Origin of the sequence: Paenibacillus qinlingensis (assembly GCF_031455095.1) — a bacterium.
GTDB classification, from domain to species: Bacteria; Bacillota; Bacilli; order Paenibacillales; family NBRC-103111; genus Paenibacillus_E; species Paenibacillus_E qinlingensis_A.
Genome location: NZ_JAVDSB010000003.1, coordinates 251,422 through 271,764, shown reverse-complemented (window position 1 = coordinate 271,764; position 20,343 = coordinate 251,422). Strand labels below are relative to the sequence as shown.

General features: G+C 45.3%; 25 protein-coding genes. 7 read left to right on the top strand and 18 right to left on the bottom strand.

The features are described 5' to 3' along the window. Positions 1-213: 213 nt before the first annotated feature. From spoVAE to J2736_RS11995, 4 genes are read right to left on the bottom strand one after another with little or no spacing between them, the layout of a single operon-like run. Positions 214-564 (bottom strand): stage V sporulation protein AE, encoded by a 351-nt coding sequence (spoVAE, locus tag J2736_RS12010; RefSeq protein WP_310226805.1) that lies wholly within the window; start codon positions 562-564, stop codon positions 214-216. Then, positions 561-1,580, bottom strand: a complete 1,020-nt coding sequence (spoVAD, locus tag J2736_RS12005) for a stage V sporulation protein AD (protein ID WP_310226803.1) — start codon at positions 1,578-1,580, stop codon at positions 561-563. Before spoVAD ends, spoVAE begins: the two co-directional genes overlap by 4 nt. A 4-nt stretch (positions 1,581-1,584) precedes the next feature. Beyond that, positions 1,585-2,055 carry a stage V sporulation protein AC gene (gene spoVAC / locus J2736_RS12000; protein ID WP_310226801.1) on the bottom strand — a complete coding sequence of 157 codons (471 nt, stop codon included), beginning with the start codon at positions 2,053-2,055 and terminating at the stop codon, positions 1,585-1,587. 24 nt (positions 2,056-2,079) lie between these two features. Continuing rightward, entirely contained in the window at positions 2,080-2,940 is an 861-nt protein-coding gene (locus tag J2736_RS11995) for a DUF421 domain-containing protein (protein WP_397340539.1), read from the bottom strand. A 181-nt stretch (positions 2,941-3,121) separates the two neighbouring features. On the opposite strand from J2736_RS11995, the gene J2736_RS11990 reads away from it, so the two are divergent. Beyond that, positions 3,122-3,328: a DUF1657 domain-containing protein gene (locus J2736_RS11990; RefSeq protein WP_310226800.1), complete on the top strand. Its 207-nt coding sequence runs from the start codon at positions 3,122-3,124 to the stop codon at positions 3,326-3,328. Between the two features lie 168 nt (positions 3,329-3,496). Here J2736_RS11990 and J2736_RS11985 read toward each other — a convergent pair whose 3' ends face one another. From J2736_RS11985 to J2736_RS11945, 9 genes are all read right to left on the bottom strand, one after another. Next, the gene (locus tag J2736_RS11985; protein ID WP_310226798.1) at positions 3,497-3,637 is read right to left on the bottom strand and encodes an N-acetylmuramoyl-L-alanine amidase; all 141 of its coding nucleotides are present in this window, start codon (positions 3,635-3,637) and stop codon (positions 3,497-3,499) included. 27 nt (positions 3,638-3,664) lie between these two features. Next, on the bottom strand, positions 3,665-4,423 hold the full coding sequence (locus J2736_RS11980) for a C1 family peptidase (RefSeq protein ID WP_310226796.1): 759 nt from the start codon (positions 4,421-4,423) through the stop codon (positions 3,665-3,667). Between the two features lie 120 nt (positions 4,424-4,543). Beyond that, a complete protein-coding gene (locus J2736_RS11975) occupies positions 4,544-5,272 on the bottom strand; it encodes a DUF6081 family protein (protein WP_310499102.1) in 729 nt (242 codons plus the stop codon). A gap of 35 nt (positions 5,273-5,307) precedes the next feature. Further along, positions 5,308-6,207: a prenyltransferase gene (locus J2736_RS11970; protein ID WP_310499101.1), complete on the bottom strand. Its 900-nt coding sequence runs from the start codon at positions 6,205-6,207 to the stop codon at positions 5,308-5,310. 197 nt (positions 6,208-6,404) lie between these two features. Further along, on the bottom strand, positions 6,405-6,731 hold the full coding sequence (locus J2736_RS11965) for an L-rhamnose mutarotase (RefSeq protein WP_310226794.1): 327 nt from the start codon (positions 6,729-6,731) through the stop codon (positions 6,405-6,407). Between the two features lie 75 nt (positions 6,732-6,806). Next, the gene (locus J2736_RS11960; protein WP_056609861.1) at positions 6,807-7,124 is read right to left on the bottom strand and encodes a cupin domain-containing protein; all 318 of its coding nucleotides are present in this window, start codon (positions 7,122-7,124) and stop codon (positions 6,807-6,809) included. Positions 7,125-7,254: 130 nt separating this feature from the next. After that, the gene (gene melA, locus J2736_RS11955) at positions 7,255-8,760 is read right to left on the bottom strand and encodes an alpha-glucosidase/alpha-galactosidase (RefSeq protein WP_310226792.1); all 1,506 of its coding nucleotides are present in this window, start codon (positions 8,758-8,760) and stop codon (positions 7,255-7,257) included. A 107-nt stretch (positions 8,761-8,867) separates the two neighbouring features. Continuing rightward, on the bottom strand, positions 8,868-9,776 hold the full coding sequence (locus J2736_RS11950) for a helix-turn-helix domain-containing protein (protein ID WP_397340655.1): 909 nt from the start codon (positions 9,774-9,776) through the stop codon (positions 8,868-8,870). A gap of 108 nt (positions 9,777-9,884) precedes the next feature. Beyond that, the gene (locus tag J2736_RS11945) at positions 9,885-10,064 is read right to left on the bottom strand and encodes a hypothetical protein (RefSeq protein WP_310226788.1); all 180 of its coding nucleotides are present in this window, start codon (positions 10,062-10,064) and stop codon (positions 9,885-9,887) included. 206 nt (positions 10,065-10,270) lie between these two features. Here J2736_RS11945 and kduI point away from each other — a divergent pair, with 206 nt between their 5' ends. Genes kduI through J2736_RS11925 form a run of 4 tightly spaced genes read left to right on the top strand, consistent with a single transcriptional unit; the run spans position 10,271 to position 13,534 of the window. Beyond that, positions 10,271-11,104 carry a 5-dehydro-4-deoxy-D-glucuronate isomerase gene (gene kduI, locus J2736_RS11940; RefSeq protein WP_310226786.1) on the top strand — a complete coding sequence of 278 codons (834 nt, stop codon included), beginning with the start codon at positions 10,271-10,273 and terminating at the stop codon, positions 11,102-11,104. A 34-nt stretch (positions 11,105-11,138) separates the two neighbouring features. Continuing rightward, complete coding sequence (locus J2736_RS11935; protein WP_310226784.1) at positions 11,139-11,894, top strand: DeoR/GlpR family DNA-binding transcription regulator; 756 nt, start codon at positions 11,139-11,141, stop codon at positions 11,892-11,894. 53 nt (positions 11,895-11,947) lie between these two features. Beyond that, positions 11,948-12,700 (top strand): 2-dehydro-3-deoxy-D-gluconate 5-dehydrogenase KduD, encoded by a 753-nt coding sequence (gene kduD, locus J2736_RS11930; protein ID WP_310226782.1) that lies wholly within the window; start codon positions 11,948-11,950, stop codon positions 12,698-12,700. Continuing rightward, a complete protein-coding gene (locus tag J2736_RS11925) occupies positions 12,701-13,534 on the top strand; it encodes a sugar phosphate isomerase/epimerase family protein (RefSeq protein ID WP_310226779.1) in 834 nt (277 codons plus the stop codon). A 33-nt stretch (positions 13,535-13,567) separates the two neighbouring features. On the opposite strand, the gene J2736_RS11920 is transcribed toward J2736_RS11925, so the two are convergent. The 3 genes from J2736_RS11920 to J2736_RS11910 all read right to left on the bottom strand — a co-directional run bounded on the left by J2736_RS11920 (position 13,568) and on the right by J2736_RS11910 (position 15,568). Further along, positions 13,568-14,041, bottom strand: a complete 474-nt coding sequence (locus tag J2736_RS11920; RefSeq protein WP_310226777.1) for a GlcG/HbpS family heme-binding protein — start codon at positions 14,039-14,041, stop codon at positions 13,568-13,570. A gap of 186 nt (positions 14,042-14,227) precedes the next feature. Next, entirely contained in the window at positions 14,228-14,443 is a 216-nt protein-coding gene (locus J2736_RS11915; RefSeq protein WP_068670960.1) for a hypothetical protein, read from the bottom strand. Positions 14,444-14,566: 123 nt separating this feature from the next. Beyond that, on the bottom strand, positions 14,567-15,568 hold the full coding sequence (locus J2736_RS11910) for an LLM class flavin-dependent oxidoreductase (RefSeq protein WP_310226774.1): 1,002 nt from the start codon (positions 15,566-15,568) through the stop codon (positions 14,567-14,569). A gap of 210 nt (positions 15,569-15,778) precedes the next feature. On the opposite strand from J2736_RS11910, the gene J2736_RS11905 reads away from it, so the two are divergent. Beyond that, positions 15,779-15,973, top strand: coding sequence for a hypothetical protein (locus J2736_RS11905; protein WP_310226772.1), 195 nt, complete (start codon positions 15,779-15,781; stop codon positions 15,971-15,973). 81 nt (positions 15,974-16,054) lie between these two features. Here J2736_RS11905 and J2736_RS11900 read toward each other — a convergent pair whose 3' ends face one another. After that, positions 16,055-17,557, bottom strand: coding sequence for an L-fucose/L-arabinose isomerase family protein (locus tag J2736_RS11900; RefSeq protein ID WP_310226770.1), 1,503 nt, complete (start codon positions 17,555-17,557; stop codon positions 16,055-16,057). Between the two features lie 130 nt (positions 17,558-17,687). On the opposite strand from J2736_RS11900, the gene J2736_RS11895 reads away from it, so the two are divergent. Continuing rightward, positions 17,688-18,554, top strand: coding sequence for an AraC family transcriptional regulator (locus J2736_RS11895; RefSeq protein ID WP_310226768.1), 867 nt, complete (start codon positions 17,688-17,690; stop codon positions 18,552-18,554). Positions 18,555-18,563: 9 nt separating this feature from the next. Here the strand turns inward: J2736_RS11895 and J2736_RS11890 are convergent, their stop codons facing one another. Continuing rightward, entirely contained in the window at positions 18,564-20,306 is a 1,743-nt protein-coding gene (locus J2736_RS11890) for a sensor histidine kinase (RefSeq protein ID WP_310226766.1), read from the bottom strand. Positions 20,307-20,343: the final 37 nt, after the last annotated feature.

Genomic DNA, 20,343 nt, shown 5'->3' with positions numbered 1-20,343 from the left:
CGTCCTCTGATAGTCAGAATCTAAAAAAAGATGCGAATAACGCATCTTTTTCCATCACATTTAATTTTTTTATGGAATATCGGTAAAAAAAGATGTATTTGGGCAGCAATTCTTCAATAATCATTTTTGCAGTTCTCATCTCATATCGAGATGCTTACTAGAAACTAAATAGGGGACGTATCACTTCCGGATAAGCCCCCTTCCCTTCAAACCTCACCCTTTGGGTTTCACAAACAACGCCGCTAAAAAAGCGAAAATGATCGCAGCCGATATCCCTGCGCTGGTCACCTTAAAAATCCCTGTAATGATGCCAATGTAACCTTCCTTATGAAGCTCCTCTAACGCCCCATGCACAAGGGCATTCCCGAAGCTCGTAATCGGCACCGTAGCGCCTGCGCCGGCAAAGGCAATCAGCGGTTCATATAAGTTACAGCCATCTGCAATGGCACCAAGGACGACTAATGTGCTCATGGTATGCGCTGGCGTTAATTTGCCAACATCCATCATGAGTTGACCGAGCACACAGATGGCGCCTCCAACGACAAATGCCCAAAAAAAGCTCATACGTATAAACCTCCAGACTCTATGGAAACAGCATGTGCAATGCACGGAATGCTCTCACCTTGTTGGAATGAAAGCGGTGAAAGTAAGGCTCCTGTCGCGACAACGAGGATTCTTTTCAGTTCCCCCTTCGCCATCCGCTTCAACAAGTGACCATAAGTAACTGTAGCAGAGCAACCGCAGCCGCTGCCTCCCGCCTGAACGGTTTGCGTTTCCCGATCGAAGATCATTAATCCGCAATCATCATACGTTGTTTGCTCGATTGGAAACTGATGCTTGCGGAAGAGCTCGCGTGCTATGTTAATCCCTACCGAGGCTAGATCTCCCGTAACGATAAGATCGTAATAGGAAGGATCGCGATTCAACTCGCGACAATGGGTTTGGATCGTATCCACAGCGGCTGGCGCCATCGCTGCGCCCATATTGAACGGATCCGTGATCCCCATGTCCACGATCCTTCCGATCGTGGCAGCGGTGACGACAGGGCCGTCTCCGCTCTTCCCAAGCACGGCGACCCCTGCACCCGTGACCGTGTACTGCGCCGTCGGCGGCTTCTGCGAACCGTATTCCGTTGGATAACGGAATTGTTTCTCCGCCGTGCAGTTATGGCTGCAGGTGCCTGCCATCACATAGTTGGCGGCGCCTGAATCCACCAGCTGCGCGGCTAGCGCCAGCCCTTCCATGGAAGTGGAGCAAGCGCCGAATATCCCTAGATAGGGGATATTCAACGTCCGCGCAGCAAAAGTATTGGAGATAATTTGATTCATCAAATCGCCTCCAACATAGAATTGAATCTGGCCGTCGGTTAAGCCGGCTTTGGCCAGGGCGCGATGCGCGGCTTCTTCCAGCAGCGCTTTTTCTGCTTTTTCCCATGTTTTTTGACCAAGTGTCAAATCACCATGCACAACATCGAAATCTTCATTAATTGGACCTTTTCCTTCATCCGGACCTACAACTGTACCTGTCGAAAGTATCACGGGTCGATTTTCAAAAACCCAGCTTTGGTGTCCCTTCAACATATCGTCAGCCCCCCGTGAAGATCAGATGTGCAATTCCAACAAAGAAGGCCGCAACAGTTCCAAAAACGATAACGGAACCCGCTAATTTGAACATATTACCACCAACACCCAGCACTAAACCTTCAGCCCGATGCTCAATCGCAGCGGAACAAAGTGAGTTCGCAAATCCTGTAACAGGGACAGAACTTCCCCCACCAGCCCACTGGGCTATTTTGTCGTAAATACCGAAGCTCGTTAGGATAACCGAGATAATAATCATGACGGCAACCGTCGGATTGCCCGCTGTTTTCTCCGTAAAGCCAAAATAATTAATGAACATATGCATAAAGCATTCACCAATTAGACAGATTGTCCCACCAACTAGAAAGGCTCTGCCGCAGTTTTTAAGAACAGGTCGTTTGGGCTCTTGCTGCTTGGCTAATTGTTGGTACTCCTGCTGTGTCATGGTTAAGTTTTTCTTCTTGTTGTTAGGCATGACTTCCTCCTATTCTCTCAGAACCTACGCTCTGAGAATCGTATGTACCTGCTGTATTACTTGGGTTAACTGAATTGAACAAGCTTCATACATGTGTTTGGCTTCTATATTGCTCGTCGTTAAGGAGTACAACTCTAAGTCTGCTTCACATTTTTTTAAGCATGCCAGCAAAGCAGGTCGTTCCGTTGGTGAAGGGACTTGTAATTTGTCATCAAAAAGATCAACCGTTAATTCCCCATCTGTGTTGACCTGTCCGAGAAAAACATTTTCTTTCGCAACCCCCAGCTTATCCAGCTCGGTATGCAACCATCCTCTACTCTTACCTGCCGCGGCCAAAGGCTCATCTTGAATGACACCATCCATCATGACAGCTTGTGTCGGCTTTTCTATAGCCAGCTTCATACCTAAATGTTTAGGTGTTAGAGGTTGATTCTCGCTCTTCAAAAGGATACTTAAATCGCCGCTGGACTCCAGCATCGCGAATTCGACATCCGCAACTCGAAATACTCCTTTGGTGCGTAACTGCTCAAGCAACTCATCACCTGTATAGCGTTCTTTTCTCAAATTACCTTCTAAAACTTTGCCGTCCTTGATAAGAACCCGACCATTTCCTTCAAACCAGCCACGCAAGGTTTTGCTTTTCAACGTCAATAATTCTAATACTAAGGGCACAAGCACCCATACTAATATCGCTATAACACCATGAAAATAATTCGCCTCAACATCTGTGGAAATATTTCCCGCCAAATCTCCCAGCGTTATTCCGATGACATATTCAAAAAAAGTGAGCTGAGAAATTTGCTTTTTACCCAGAATCCGTGTTAGTACAAACAAAAACATCAAGGTACCTAATGCTCTAATAGCAATAAGTATCCACTCAGGCACATCATTCCTCCCCCTTCTCGAACTTTCAATACCTACATTATGTGCCAATCGGGCACTAACTATTATTGCTCTAAATTGGATTTATTTGTTTACATGAGCCGGTTACTTGGCGGGCATATTAACAATCGCACATGGAGTTCCTTTGTTTACCCATGATTACAATTGAGGAGTGTTTACGACAATGACAGTTGCAGCACAAGTTAAAACTACCTTAGCATCCTTAAAGAGTGCCCAAGCCAGTCTTGAAACCTTCGCCCTTAGCACACAAAATCAAGAGGCCAAGCAATTATATGAGACAGCTGCCCAGTCAACCCAGCAAATCGTGGATCAGGTCTCCTCTCGAGTTCAACAATTAGAAAATGAAGAGCCGCAATACAAAGGATTCTGAAAAACAAAGAGCCGCTGCGACGAACCGCAGCGGCTTCTCAATTTACTTTTCAAAAAAACAAACTTAGAAACAAGATGAGCAATACAAACAATATGAGAATGAGCATAATAAATTGTTCCTTTGGCATGAATGCCGCCCCTCGTTTCGTTGAAATTCCTTCTCGTGTCCTCATTCTAACGGCTGACCTGAAGCCTTCCTCACTTCGTTCGCTAAGCGATTAAATTCTTTCCTTGCCTCTGCATCTGTGGTTGCGAAATAGGCGGCTGATAAGAAGGCAATAATCTTATTCGCATCTTCTACACTTATCATCGCTTTAGGCCTCCTTTATTTTCCATTTTATTTGCCAGTCCAGTAATCAAAAGTTAACTTTTTATTTTTGAAAAAAGAGTATGGCAGGTAGCAATATCCTCCGTCCCCCCATGCGGTTCCCCATGAATTACGAGCAATAATGACACCCTGTCCTGCTTTCTTATCATCCTTATAGCCCACTGCTAGCAAGGCATGACCACCTAAAAGTTGTTCCTTTTTTCGATCGGGGTAAGGAATCTTACCCGTCAGGGACGCCTTTTTACTCTCAAAAGATGCATACAGCCATATCCCAAATACAACAGGAGAACCGTCAGCCAAAGCTGCCTTCAAGCTAGCTAGATCATGGAGACGATGATAGCCGTCAATTCGATAATACCTAGCCAGGGATTCCGCTTCATGATTAGGCGTATTGCGAAAATTGGCAATTTTGTAAGGCCACGCTGCTTCCGGGCATACGCCAGTTTTATGCAGGACTTTAAACCCATCTCGGATAGTAGCCCCTGCATCTTGATTAATCGTATTTTCTAACTCGCGTTCATGCCAATAATGAAAAAGCCGAGATAACCGCGTCGAATTGTCTTCTTCGTTTCGCAGCCAAAATTCACGAAGTCCACTTACGATTGCATTAGATGTGCATGAGCCTAATGAACCTTGGTTGACTATAGGAGAAAGTTTGCTCCGCAAATCGATTTGGCGCGGCAGTTGAGATTCCCGAATATAATTGACACTCCTATATGTGAAATCACGGAAATCTCGCGGATCTCTTTTGACTGTGTATTTCCGCATGTGTACCTCCTAAGAAAACCTAATCGATGAGTAATCCAGTGTATTCACCCATAGGCAGGAGCGTGCAAAAAAGAGCTCGACTTCTGAAATGAAGTCCGAGCTCTTACCGTCATGTATTATTTATTCTGTTATTGTAACTGTGACTGGGGACCATTCGCCAATAATCGTTTGTCCGTGAAGCGAGACGCTTCCCTGCGGCGTCAAATCTTTCTCGGTCATCATACCAAGTGCGACTGTAAAACGATTGAATTTGATGGGTACGTTTTTCTCACGTCGCACTTCTTCACCATTTACATAAAAAATAACTTCATCGTTACCGCGGTGGTACGTAATTTTGTACGTATTGAATTCCCGGACTTGGAAATTCGTCTCTTCCTTGAAGATACAGAAGAAGCGGGTTTTATCTGTTTCAGGCACCTGCACACCTGGGAAAGGAAGTACCGCATACACACTTGCATATTTATCGTTACCCGCGAAGAAATCCAGGGCTGCACCTGTCGTGAAATCAAGCAAATTCAATGAAACAAAACCATCATAGAGGTCGTTAGGTTCCGTGTTTTGGGTGCGCGCACGAATTTGCAGCTCGAACGAAATCTCGCCTTCTTCAGGCACTTCAACGTCTTGAGCCGAATAGTACATATGCTTGGCATTATCTAAAAATTGTACATAATCATTCTTACGACTAAGCGGCGCTCGCGCATAGAGAATACCATTTCGAACGATAATCGTCGCATTCGGTTCTCTAAATTCCCAGAAAGAACCGTCAGGCATCGGGAATCCGCCTATTTTCCAAACTTCGCCTTCGGACAAAATCGTGTGAAAATCACCAATCGTAAATTGTTTGCTCATCATTATGACCTCGCTTTGTTGTGAAGTTTCGTTCATTATTGCAAGATAGCTTGTACGAGTAAGGCTAACATCATTATCATTCCGCCTCTAATCGTCGCCTTTAACGAAGCACCCATGAGTGGCAAATAGGCTGGAGAAGGATTCTCTGATTTCAAATTCTTATAGACACGATAGAAAGGAATGGCTGTTAGTAAAGCAAGTAGGGCATAGTATGGGAACACGCCATTAATGACACAAGCGATTAAGGAAACGTAAGATAATACGAATAAGCACTTGGAGAATACCAAGGCACGCTTCTCGCCCCATACTACAACTAATGTACGCTTACCGGCGCTTTGATCGGCTTGCCAGTGAAGAAAATGATGGTTAAATAAAATTAAAGTCGTCAATAAACCGATGGGTAATGACAGTAGAATCGGTCGATAATCAACTTGCATGGTTTGAACATAGTAGCTGCCCAACGTAGGCAAAACACCGAAGGAAAGCAAAATAGCAATTTCGCTATACCCTTTGCCGCGGTATCCAAATTTAATAGGCGGAGCCACATAGAAATACGCAATCAAGGCACCTAAGCCTCCGAATACAAGAACAAGCCAACCGCTGCTTATACTTAGTATAAGTCCACAGATAAGGGCAACTGCAAATAACGACCATGTGATTATACTAAAAGTCCGTTCTGCAATGGTACCATTTGCTAGGAAACCCGAATTCGTTGAAATCGTAGAAGCCGTTTCTTTGGCTGCCGTATCGATACCATTTCGGAAATCCCATAAGTCATTAATCATATTTGAGAATAAATGTGCTGCAATTGACCCAATAAAGGTTAGCACAAATAGCAATGGATGAAAGGTATCGTTCCACACAATTGCGCCCAATCCACCTAATAGGACTGGAATGATCATAACGGGAATAACCCTAAATCGCGATGCTTTCATCAATAGAGTTAAGTTTAGGTTATTCATACTCACGTTCCTTTCAAAAAACACTCTGAAACTCATACTATCCCAAACCTATTAGTAGTTCAAGTAGGTTTCTATTCCCCTAAACCCACGCCCTGCCTACTCTGGTAAATTGTTGGAAAAATAAAAAGGATGCTAGATTTACTCTAGTCATCCTTATCATCTATCATTTTTTACTTCAAATAAAAAACTTCGCGCATTGGCCTGATCGGGACAGCTTCACGGAAGTCGAAGGAACCTACGACCATTTTTGAGGTAATGGCATTCCAACGATTACATGCGTCGCTCTCCGCAAGGTAAGCGAAAGCTGCATCTATATCATCGCATAAAAAGACATAGAAAAACTGTGTACCATTTTGAAAAATGGAATAATCTCTGATTCCTGCTTTACTGTGTTCTTCCATAATCTCTGGCCAAGGAGCCAAGTGCATTTGAACATACTCCTCAAGAACTTCCTCACGTATCGTCCATGTCCAAGCAAATTTACCGCTATTTTGCATGAGGTTCTACCTTCCTTTTTCACAAATGTTAGATTCCTAACTTGGCAATGCAAAACCAGTTGCAGGAGCAACTGGTTATCTTTTCACCAAGTCTTCGCGAATCGGTGTAAATACATCTAATAGTGCAGAGTCTTCCAATGCAGTAACCCCATGCTTAGCTCCACTAGGTATATAAACCGTTTGGCCTTGTTCAATAACGGTAACAACGCCATCGATTGTAAATTCGATTTTACCTTTCAAACAATAGGACATTTGCTCATGCACATGACTGTGCTGATATCCGATAGCTCCAGGTTCAAAATGAACCTCCATCATCATTAACCCAACTTCAGCCTTCAAAATACAACGTGTCACACCTGGTTCTGCTGCTTCCCATACGCCAATATTAGACATCGGACTTTCCCCTTTCGTTATAAAACGCTTTCAGTCTGAATAAAAAAGAAGGACCGCAAGCGGCCCTTCACTTACTCACTAATTATACCTGAAAGGAACCCAAATGAACATACTTGAAAATAAACGAACCTTATGCCGTAGTTGCTGCACGGTCTTTCCCTTTATCAGCTTCTCCTGCGTTCTTGTTCGCTGCATCCCGATCCTGCTGCATATCCGCAACCGTCTTCACCTTCAGACGAGCAGCCCCTTCATACTCCTTTGTTGGAATGAGGTTACCGGCGGCGAGTCGTTGTTTGGCCTCGGCAATCGCGGCACCATACTGTGGTAACCATGCCTCCTGGGCAACCAACATCTCATCAACCATTTGCCAAATTTCCTTCGGATTGCAGACAGCTCCAACAAGCGGATCCATCATGAAGGCTTGACGCAGCAACTTATCATCGCCGCGAACAGCCGCTTCTACTGCCAAGCGCTGAACTGAAATGCTGACATTGCATACCGCCGCTGGCCCCAACGGCAGCTCACCGACAAGCGGCATCGAAATACCATTGCGATCCACATAACCCGGCGCTTCGATAATCGCATCATCAGGTAAATTAGAAATAACCCCTCTATTCACCAGGTTAAAATGTCCCCGATACACGCGGCCTGTCTCTAGACCTTCGATAATATAGGAGCCATGCTCTTCACTGCGCTTCTCTTGCGCATACACGATTGCCGGATCCTTCATCCAATTCGGGAAATCCGTTTCAAACCAACGACGTCCCTCCGTACAGACACGTAAGTAGCCGCCCGTTTCACCATTGATCCAAGATCCCATGTCGATCCAATCTTGAATTTCACTAGCTCGCTTGCGATACCAAGGAACATATTCACTCAAGTGTCCATTCGACTCCGTGCTATAGTAACCAAACCGGCGCAGCATATCGATCCGAACCTTCTCCGTGCGGGTATACTCGGGGTGGTTCTCAAAAGCTTCTAATAATCCTGCCGTCAAATCCTTCCCCTCATGAGTCGCTTGAATATACCAAGTTTGATGATTAATGCCTGCACAAATAATATCCACGTCTTTCTTCTTCAACCCGTAAACTTCGGCAATTTGATGATGACCATGCTGTACACCATGACAGAGACCAATCGTGCGAACACCGCCATACTTATTGCAAGCCCACGTCAGCATCGCCATCGGATTTGCATAATTCAATAGTGTGACATCTGGTGCTGCCACCTCACGAATATCTTGGCAAATGCGAAGCATTTCTGAGATACCGCGTTGTCCGTACATGATTCCACCTGCACACAGGGTATCACCTACACATTGATCCACCCCATATTTCAAAGGAATATCGACATCCGTGGCAAAAGCCTCCAGCCCCCCCACACGAATCGTGCATAGTACGTATTTCGCACCTTCTAATGCTTCCTTACGATCCGTCGTGGCTTGAATCTGAATGGATAAGCCATTCTCATGGATGTCACGTTGACAGAGCTCTGTCACCATCTCCAAATTGTGTGGATTTATGTCTGTAAAAGCCACTTGAATATCATGAAATTCAGGTACGGATAGTAAATCCCTTAGAAGTCCACGTGTGAATCCAATACTGCCTGCGCCTATGAATGCTACCTTAAATGCCATATGAATCGCCCTCTCTATCACTTCGTCTATGTTTCACATTGTACCAAGCAGATGAGAGAAAACGTTATCAAATTCCTAACTTCCTCGCTTCCCAATTGTCAAAAATTCTAACTTCCTTCTGGATAGGCGACTGTATGTTTATTCATCGATCTCCGATATTCCGTCGGTGTCATCTTCGTATGTGCTTTAAATAACAAATGAAAATACTGCCTGCTGCCCACACCGATATAGTCTGAGATATCCGCAATTGGGATGTCGGTTTCAAGCAGCAGCATTTGCGCTTTTTCCATGCGAATTTCCGTTAAATAGGTCATAAGCGTTTGGTCTGTCACTGCTTTGAATATTCGCTGTAAATAGCCCGGGTGTAGATTCACAGCACCTGCAATATCTTTCACTTGAATCTCGCGATCATAATTCTGGTGCATATAATCCATGCTTTGCTTGACATACCACTCGCTTTGAACCAAAGAGCTACTCACTGTTGCGCGGCTTAACCGAGCAATGCGTATTAAGAGCTGCGCAATTAATAATTGAATCATCGTCTCACTTTTGCCAGCCGGCTTATCTAACTCTAGTACCAAGCTTTTCATCACATGGTAGACTTCATCCGGATCACGAAGCACTAAGTAAGCCGTCTGAACCTCCAATAATGAGGATAGTTGCTTTTCTTCGGCGGCAAGCTGTTGAAGTGAAGGTGTCACACCTTGATGACGGGTAAAACGAAACTCCACATTCAGCATGCGACACGGCTCTTCGTCCTCTACAATAAGTCGGTGAGCGACATTGGCGTCCAGTAAAATGAATTCTCCTTTTTTCAATCTTACCCTGTCAGTCCGTGCAGCTGAGAGCTGAATCTCGACATCACAAAAGCCATGTATCGTATACATAATCTCGGTTGCATCATGTCGATGAAAGGACATATGAAAGCCTTGCCATTGTTTAAAATAGTAGGCCAGCACCTGCGGAAGGCAGGGAAAATCCGTCAATAAAGCTGGAAACAGACGTGCCGTTTGCATCATGGAGAGCTCCTTTCCAACCTTTCTTAAGGACATTCTACTCCCCTCTCTACAAAAAGAAAATCCCTTCATGCTGAAGGGATTCCACTGCTGCTATTCCTATAGTAGTTAATCATTTTTTACAGAGTCACGATCGGTGTAATCATCATTTGAAAATGGGTGACTTAAATTATCCATAATTTCTTCAACTGCGTCACTTAACATGTCTGTCGGAGTTGTGTCTTCTTCCTCTGGCAGGGTTGGAATTGTATCATTACATACACGATCAAAATAATGACTTTTGTCCATTCACATGTACCTCCTTATTTCCTATTCTCATGATTAACATCGCTCGTTTGCTTGTTTTGTACACATCTCGCTTACTTTATTCACATCTTTTCAAATTTCCGAAAATGCGCAGAAGATCTCCTTGCCTAAATCGTTGATATGAAGTAAATTAAACCTATATGAACGTATATCAACACAAATAAACCAATTCTAAGGAGAATGAACCCATGGATATCCGCTACGCTTCACACCCGAACGAAGTTAAACAATTCGACACAGAACGCTTACAAGCAGAATTTCAAATTCAATCCTTATTTACAGAAAATCAAGTGACATTAGTTTACTCACACGTTGATCGTTTTATTATTGGCGGCGTTTTGCCAACGACTGAAACACTTAAACTAGAAGCTGACACGAAAGAAATGGCTGCTGACTACTTCTTAGAGCGCCGCGAAATCGGTATCATCAACGTAGGAGCTAGAGGCACAATTACTGTTGATGGCACAGCGTACACAATGGATTCCAAAGATTGCATCTACATCGGTCTTGGTTCCAAAGAAATTTCTTTCTCAAGTGATGATGCTGCGAACCCAGCGAAGTTCTACTTTAACTCAACACCAGCTCATACAACATACCCAACTGTGAAAGTAGCGATTAGCGAAGCAACGCCTGCTCACCTAGGCAGCATCAATACTTCCAATGAGCGTACTATTTATAAATACATCCACTTGGATGGCATTCAAAGCTGTCAACTTGTTATGGGTATGACATTATTGAAACCAGGCAACATGTGGAATACAATGCCAACGCATACGCATAACCGTCGTTCCGAAGTTTATTTCTATTTTGACATGCCAGAAGATGCTGTTGTCTTCCACATGATGGGTGAGCCGCAACAAACACGTCATGTTGTTATGCGCAATGAGCAAGCTGTCATCTCACCGAGCTGGTCCATTCACAGCGGTGTGGGTACGAACAACTACACATTCATTTGGGGTATGGCTGGCGAGAATCAAATGTTCAACGATATGGATGCAGTTGCGATGCAAGATCTAAAATAATCGGTAATCCCATGATAAGAACGGATGAAACCCGATGAATCCTTTACGTAGATATGAAACGATTATGGAAGTTTTACTCGCTCAGAAGGAAGTCACTGTGAATGAGCTGAGTGAACGTCTAGAAGTAACTGGAAAGACCATTCGTGAAGATTTAGCCAAGCTGGAGGAAAAAGGGCTGCTAATCCGCATACATGGCGGTGCTATGCTAGCTCAAAGCGATCAGTTAGGCATTCTTTCTGCGAAAGAACCGAATATCAAGCATGCAGATAAAAAATCGGAGATTGCGTCCCTTGCTCTTCGATACATCCAACCACGCGATATCATCGCGCTGGATGGCGGATCTACAACGCTTGAAATCGCTAGGCGGCTGGATAATCAGCCGCTTACGGTTGTAACTAACGATTTATATATCATCTCCGAACTTGTCCATAAGGATGAAATTCGGTTAGTCGTTCCTGGCGGCTATCGTCTGCGGAATATGCTTGCAGGCCCAGAAGCTGTAGAGTATGTGCGCGGTCTCAACATTCAGAAATCGTTTATTTCTGCGACTGGTGTGCATTTGCAGCATGGCTTTACCATTTATACGAATGATCTTGTTGAATATAAGCGCGCGCTCATCAGTTCCAGCGCAACTGTTTATGGAGTGATAGATCACTTCAAATTTGGACAATGTGCTTTGCGAACCTTCGCCTCTCTTTCTGAAGTGGCTATGATCTTGACCGATAGCGGGCTATCGGAGGAAACGGCGTCACAGTTCCGCGAAACAGGCATACAGATCGAAACGCTGTAAGAGCAAGATACAAAGTTGAACCTATACTTTCTATTATAGAAAAGGAGTACGTCATGACACTTTTTAATCTATCAGGCAAAACAGCATTCGTTACAGGTGCTTCAGGCGGCCTAGGCCAAGCCATGGCGATCGGACTTGCTGAAGCTGGTGCGAACGTAATCGCGGTATCTTCTTCTGAAAGCGTTCAAACTGTTGAAATCATCCGCTCTTTAGGTGGCAAAGCTGAGCTTATCGCAGCAGATCTTAGCAATGAAGACATCCTCGAGGATGTTGTTGCTAAAGCGATTGGTATTTATGGCGGGGTAGACATTCTCGTTAATAATGCGGGTATTATCCGTCGTACGCCAGCGGTTGATCACGCGCGTCAAGATTGGCACGATGTGATTGATCTTAACTTGAACTCGGCTTTCTTCCTTTGCCAGCTAATTGGTCGTCATATGATCGAGCGCGGCAGCGGTAAAATTGTGAATATTGCTTCCATGTTGACGTATCAAGGTGGCATTAATGTACCAGGATACACGGCAAGTAAGCACGCAATTGCTGGTGTGACGAAAGCATTAGCGAACGAGTGGGCTGGAAAAGGCATCCAAATCAATGCCATTGCTCCAGGCTACATGACGACCAACAACACAGCACCTATTCTCAAAGACGAGAAACGTACAGCTTCCATTACTGAGCGTATCCCTGCAGGTCGTTGGGGTTCACCTGAGGATTTGAAAGGACCTGTTGTCTTCTTGTCCTCAAGCGCTTCTGATTATATGAACGGACACGTTCTGTGCGTGGACGGCGGATGGATGGCTAGATAGATGGGCATCGGGACACTCGCTCATACTGTCGGCCATCTGCCCTTGAAGGAATTGACCGCGAAGTTAAGCGGACGAGGCATCGACTTTGTTCAATTAGCACTCAGCAAAGCGATTAGCGACTATGATTTAAGTCTCGGCAAATTAAGCCCGGCACTTGCCAATCATATTGGCGAGCAATTTCATCGTGCAGGCGTAAGGATTGGCGTGCTCGGATGCTACATTAATCCAATTCATCCTGATCCGCAGCAGCGTCGTTATGAAATTGATCGATTCAAGGAGCATTTGCGTTACGCCCGTGATTTCGGAACGTCCATCGTGGCAACGGAAACAGGTGATCTAACTACGTATCTTGCGGAAGATGCTAACGGATATGAGGCCAAAGGATGGGGTATTCTTAGACAGACCGTCGAGGAGTTAGCAGAAGAAGCTGAACGATGGGGTGTTCATATCGGTTTAGAGCCGGTTTTCACTCATACATTGTCTAGTACTGAGAAAATGGCCCGCATTCTGGAAGAAGTGCCTTCCAGCACGCTAGGAGTCGTATTTGATCCAGTTAATCTTATTCCACCGACAGTGGTTGAGCCACGGGATCAAAAATTTTTCTTAGATCATGCCTTCACAACGTTTGGCAACCGAATTGTGCTGACTCATTTGAAAGATTATGTCGTGAACAATGGTCAAAAGAATGAAATTGAATCCGGTAAAGGCATTTTCGAGACAGCCTCCTTCTTAGCAAAGCTCCACTCCTATAAGCCTGGTGTCGATATTTCGTTAGAGCGACTCCAAGATCATACCATTGAAGAAGCATTCTCCTACGTCAGAAGCTTACTTTGATAAAGAAAAGAACCCCGATTTCTCGGGGTTTTCTCATTTTTTAATATCTGGATTGGTTAGCACCTCATATTGATTACCTAAGTGTTGCTGCAGCGCCTTCAAGGTCGCTACACCAACGGCAATATCCTCCTCACCAGCCCCTCCGCTTACGCCCACCCCGCCAATGACTTGCCCGTTAACCACGATGGGAAATCCACCTACAAAAATTGCAAACTTCCCCGGCATCATGGCGTGGATCCCAAATGCTTCCCCATGAATCGTTGCAGGCCCGCCAGGCTGATTGAACAGATGCGTCGAACGCCGATGCCCGCTTGCAGTAAATGCTTTTGCCATGGCCAGCTCTGGGCTCGTGTTGCGCGCCCCATTCATGCGCTCTAAGGCTAACAAATAACCGCCGTCGTCGACGATACAGATCGTTTCTGCTGCCTGAGCTTCCTCCGCAACTCCAATACCAGCAGCAATCATCACCTTCGCTTCCTCGATTTCTAACTTTAAAACGGATCTCATGATGCATGGCCTCCCTTGTCTAATCTTATCCGCTTCGTGCATAACCCTACACCTCGGCACTTTTTTCCATGTATATGGCATGTAAGGCGAAAAAAGTCGCATGCGTGACTAGCTAACGAGAATTTTGGCGTAAAAAAAAGCCTAGACAATCCCATGAAGAGAGATGTTTAGGCTTGGTACTCATTGTTACTTATTCGGCTGTTGCGCGCGAGCAGGTCGAGTTGGACGTTCCACCCAGTTCTCGCGGCTCATACGCTTCACTTGATTAATTGGATTGGAAAGATCAATGACTTCCGCTTGAAAAGGTTGCTCCGCTGCAAGCTTCTCTTTATACCCTGTGCCAGGCGCAGGACCACCTCCACCATTCCGTTTTCCCTTGTTCCATACACGATTCTTGCTCATGCCACCACTCCACCGTTTTTTGTTTAAGTGTAATGGCAGTTGCCAAAAAACGCAAATGCAGGTTTTCAGAATAGATTCTCCAGCTTATGCGCGGAAGGAGCAGGGATGGCCACTGCCCACTTCTTACAAATCAAAAGCCTTCGCCAGCAAACGATAGGAATGTAATCGCGCTTCGATGTTATGAATCGGTGACACGACCATGATCTCATCCGCTTGGTAAGCTTCGTTCAACTTCAAAATCTGTTCTTTCACTTGGCTCGGTGTACCTACAATTCGTCTGTGGCGACCATTGCGAATCATCGCATAGTCATTCTCCGTATAAGGGTAATTGAGCGCCGTATTCACTGACGGGAACGACGGTAACAGCATCCCACGACCTAAAGATAAGAAGAATAAATCTGTGCTCAGCGCCAGTTGATTGGCTTCTTCCTCCGTATCCGCGCAGATGACAAGCACTGCTGCTAAAGAGTGAGGCTTCTCATTCAAGATTGACGGCGTGAAATGCTCGCGATAAATACGCAATGCCTGCTCACAATCCGCATTCCCGAAAAATTGCGCGAAGCCGAAAGCAGCCCCCTGATCAGCAGCAATTCTTGCGCTGTCATAGGAAGAGCCTAGCAGCCAAATTTCCGGCGCCGTAGGAATGATCGGGGACGCATGCAGCGCCGCGAACCTATGCCCCGCTGGAAGTGAATCATATAAATAACCCGTCAAATCAGCGATCTGCTGCGGGTATTGGTCAACTCCTGTGTATTTACCTTCTTGCAATGCTCGCGTCGATATGGGCATTCCCCCTGGTGCACGGCCTAACCCAACATCGATACGTCCGGGATGAAGCGCCTCTAGCAAGCGGAAATTTTCGGCAACTTTATAAGCGCTATAATGCGGCATCATGATGCCGCCGGAGCCTAGTCGAATTCGCTCTGTTTTGGCTGCCAAATGTGCAATCAAAACCTCAGGACTCGAATGCGCTAAAGCTTGTGAGGCGTGATGTTCCGATACCCAGAAGCGGTTATATCCAATGCGGTCTGCTTCTTGCGCAAGTTCGGTCGTTTCAGCTAACGTTTGCGCAGCATTGCGACCTTCCCCAATCTGTGACTGATCCAAAATACTTAATTTTAACACTTGTCATCACCTCTTTATAACTGTAACATAAAAAAGAACAGAATAGCAAAGATTAGATCTCCCTTTACCTATCCTCTCCATTCCACATAAATTAATGAGAAAAACATGTAATATATCACAATGCGACAGAAACTCTTATTTTACACCTCTACCAAACTTATCCAATTGATGCTATTTTAATATATACATCCTAGCGAAGGAGAAATTGCCATGAAAACTATTTACGAGAATTATAGAGGATTCAAAATTAACAAAGATGACAGCACCTATAACGCTATTCACGCGGATCGAATTATTTTTGCTCAGTCGCCGCTTAGTCAAATTTTAGATTCAATCGATCATTATATCGATTTGCAGGAAGCTACTGAATCGCATGAAGATGTGACTTCGTTTCCGCAAAATTAACTTGCAACGCATTCCCACGAAAGTGGATGTAAAAAAACGCAACTCCCATTTAGTGGGCAGTTGCGTTTTTTAGTAGGAGAGCTACAAAATCACATGCTTCAGATTCATCAGCTCTGCGACCTTTTGAAATTGGGACGCATTGTGTCCAATTGACAAAGCACAGTGATGCGTCGGCGCTTCCGCAAACCAACGTGACATGTACGGATCCGGATGCTCACGGAACTTCACTGGGGTCTGCGTGTTGCCGATTCTCATAATCGGCCCGTTCGTCGATTCGCCTTCGCTGGATATCAGCTTCAGCTTACCATCACCGGTCTGCGTCACGTTCAGCGTCGTGATCGCGCCCGTCTTCACTTTCGCTTCGACGGACACGCCCGTGCCCTGCTTGCCGTGATACAACCCCATGCCGCGCAAAATCGGCTTTCCTTCGGAAATCGCAATGTGGAACGGCCCGTCATGGCCGAGCAAAATCGTCTCGTCGATATAATCGACGACGACAATTTCCGAGAAGGAGCCTCCGACGCCGAGAATATCGCTGATTTTCATCGCGACAGCCGTCTTCAGGTCTCCTTCGCCGGAGCAAGGAATGCCACGCGCTGTTAGCAGCGAGTGCCCCACAATGAAGCCGCCTTGGAGCTTCTCGTATTCACCGCCGGGCGCGCCGTGGTAATAGTACGACAAGGCGTCTAAATCAAAGGCACGCACAAGCTTCTCTTGTGCAGCAGCCACGCGGCACGACCACTCTAGCTGCTCTTCGGTTGGTTTTTTCGCAATCGGGTCAGAGGGTGAGTCGCCGCTGATCTGGAACATCTCATGCAGTTCATCCAGCTTCTGCTTCACATCCTGAGCGGTCACTTCTCGCAGCATACGGTCAAGATCACACATTTCAAGCACTTCTACATGAAGGCCTGTTTGTGCCGAAAGCAACGTAAAATCACTATACATATCAAGCATCCCACTATACGTATTACCTAAAAAGCCAAAGCGGCTATGCTGTAATGCTCGTGGTACTCCAGCCGCCCGAACCCACCCTTCAATTTCCTTCCACGCACGCAGCGCTTCACGACGTTCATGGGTCACTTCATCGGTTAGCGAGATCGCTGGTGTATAATCCAGTCCCAGCAAGCCATTCACAACCCGGAATGGGATGCCCGCTCGGTTAAACACATTGGCAAACTCAGGTACAGGGCAAGCTCCACAATGTGCTAACCATTCCCCAGTTGTCGATTGTTCATAATTCAGTCTTGCCGTTGGCTGCAAGTTGAGAAACACGACAGGCGCTTGACAAATTTGGTGGACCGGCAGCACGGTTGAGCTTGTAGAATAGGTTGCTGCATGACAAAATACGAGATCTACGTGGCGCTCATTCAGCCATTCTCCTGCCTTCCGCCCTTCCCCTTCCGTATCAACGAGACCATAGTAATACACTTCTGCCCAAGCGGACATTCGGCTCTCTATGAATCGCCCATACTCTTCTAATCGCTCCTTTAAGCCTGGAAACTGCTCCCAATATGCACGAAGCCCTACGGAGTATAATCCGATTCGCGGCTTGAGGGATGGTTTAATAACAGGATAAATTGACATATATGCATCTCCATTCACTCGGAAAATAGTAACTTTATATAACTATTGTAATGGCTTACAATACAGATAACATCCAAGGATCTTGTTTTAAAATAATAGAATCTTGTGAATGATGAAAGGTGTTCCTCACATGAAAGAAAATTACACAACCGCATGGTCGGACGACTCGATTCGATTCATTGCCAGCCCCTCCTCATTTGCGAAGACGAACCTTTTTTACATTCAAGAAATCGGGCATTTCCATACACTGCCTGGCTATTTCACAGAACGAGAAGGGCTTGATTCCTATCTAATCGCCTACATTCTAAGAGGCACTGGAGAATTAACTTTTCAAAATAAAAGCTATCCTTTAGGCACCAATCAGTTATTTTTCATCCATTGTGATCACTATCATCACTACGCCGCCAATCCACAGGAGCCACTCGAGCTGCTTTGGGTCCATCTGAACGGCAGCTCTACAGCTGCCTATTATGAGCAGTATGCTGCCGCACATGATCCCGTATTGCAATTATCCAACGATTCCACGGCCTCAAGCTTGATACGTCAATCACTACAAATCCAACAACAGAGAAGCGCGGCAACGGAACTCCTTACTTCCAAGCTGCTCGTTGAGCTGCTAACAGAGATCGTCCTTTCCGCACAACAAATAAGCCTGTCCAAGTCGGACAAGCCTGATTACATCGATGCGATATGCCAAACACTCCAGTTGCGATTCATAGAGTCTATTTCCCTAGACGAGCTAGCACAGGAATACGCCGTCAGCAAGTATCATATGGCCAAACGTTTTAAGCAGTATACCGGCTTATCGCCGCATGAATACCTGATCGGCATCCGTATGACGCATGCGAAGGAGCTATTGAAATATTCCGACATCCCCGTCTCCGCAATTGCAGCCGCAGTGGGCATCGACAACGTCAGCCACTTCATTAATCTGTTCAAAGATCGCACTGGCGACACGCCGTTGGTCTATCGCAAGAAATGGCAGCGCCCCCGTTAAGGGGGCTACCTACTTCCAATCCGTCTCATCACTCACAGCCGGAATCTCAATCCAAGCCCGCACGCCCTGATCCTCCCGCGACGCATACTGCAGACCAAAGCCTTCCCCGAAATGCAGCTGGATCCGCTTTTGAACATTAATAATACCGAATCCTTTATTGCTTTCTTTCCCTTGCAAAATCGCATTCAGCATGGCAATATCCGCTGAGCGATAGCCATTATCCTCAACACTGATCATAATTTTACCATTCGTATGCTTCACCTTGATCCAAAGTTCCCCGTCTTGGCTCATATTCTTGATACCATGAAGGATGGCATTTTCAATAATCGGCTGCAAAATTACCTTCGGCATAAGAAAGCGTTTGGCTTCTTCATCAATTTCCCAATGCGCTTTGAACGCATACTCATAACGGAATAGTTGGAGCCGTATGTAAGCTTCCGCGTGATTGATTTCTTCCATCACAGGGATGAGCAGCTTGCCTTTACTCAACCCTATTCGCATGATGAGAGACAAATCCTTAATCATTTCAGCTGATTCGGCCGCTCCTTCCATTAACGTATGCCAATAAACCGACTCCAACGTGTTATACAGAAGATGTGGATTAATTTGTGTATGCAATATCGACAATTCAACTTCTTTATGCTTCAGTTCTAGTTCGTATTGATCATAAATCGTCTGATTCAAACGATTCGTCATGCGAATGAAATGATTGCTAAGCAGCACGATCTCATTCTTACTCTCCGCATGCATGGCAATGGCCAGTGGTTTACCGGGGTGATACGAATTCGTGATGCGCGCAAGTCGAGATATCGGCTTCAAAATCGATTGAATAAAGTACATACTCGCCAAAATCAGTATCAAGAAATAGATCAACATAATCCAATCCACAAGTCGCTGAACCGAGATATGATCGATAATAATCGACTCCACTGGCACTCGCATGAGCAGCTTGGTAGCCGTAATCTCGCTCGTGTGAATGACCGACATAATCTCCTCACCATTGTCTAATTGCTTATACACCCCTTCCTCTTTCCCCTGGGGTATACCAATCTTCGAGCCGATGCCAAAAGCTTCCGTATTCGTCGCCAATACGGTATTATCCGGGTCTAGCAATAGGATTTGCGCATCTTTATATTTATCAAAAGGAACAAAATCCATCTGCAGCGGCGTCTCAATACCCGATACAACTAAGTAGCCAATCACAGTTTCACCATTATAAATACTGTTTAATTGCCTCAAGTAGGCAACTGTTTGCGTGTTGTTCGGATTGTACCCGAATTTATCAATCACGCGGATAATTCCCTTTCCTTTCGCTTGACTGACCGCTTTATACCACGAAAGATCCGTCATATCCGTCGAATAAAACACCCCGTTATTCAACAAGTCTGAATTCGGGACGAACGAATACAATTTATCCTTGTCTGAGAAAAACAACGAGTATCGCACAGCATTCGTAGAGTAATTGTTCAAATATTTATCTAACGCTTTGAAAATTTCAAAACGCTCATATTCCGAAGATGAGGGAACACTGACTAATTGTTGAATTTCTTGGGATATCATAATTTTTTCTGTTTTTTCTTCAAAATCGCTGCTTTCCCGATCCAATGTCAAATGACTTCCTCGTACTAATTGAAGAAGGGCAGTCCCTACTTGCTCCTCAGTAATGGATTCCAGCTTCTTAGCGACTACCAAATCCAAGACGAGCGTTGGAATCACAACGAAGACTATCAGCAGTAGAATTAGTTTTTTCATCAACTTCATATTTTGCAGCATTTTGCGCATAACGTGC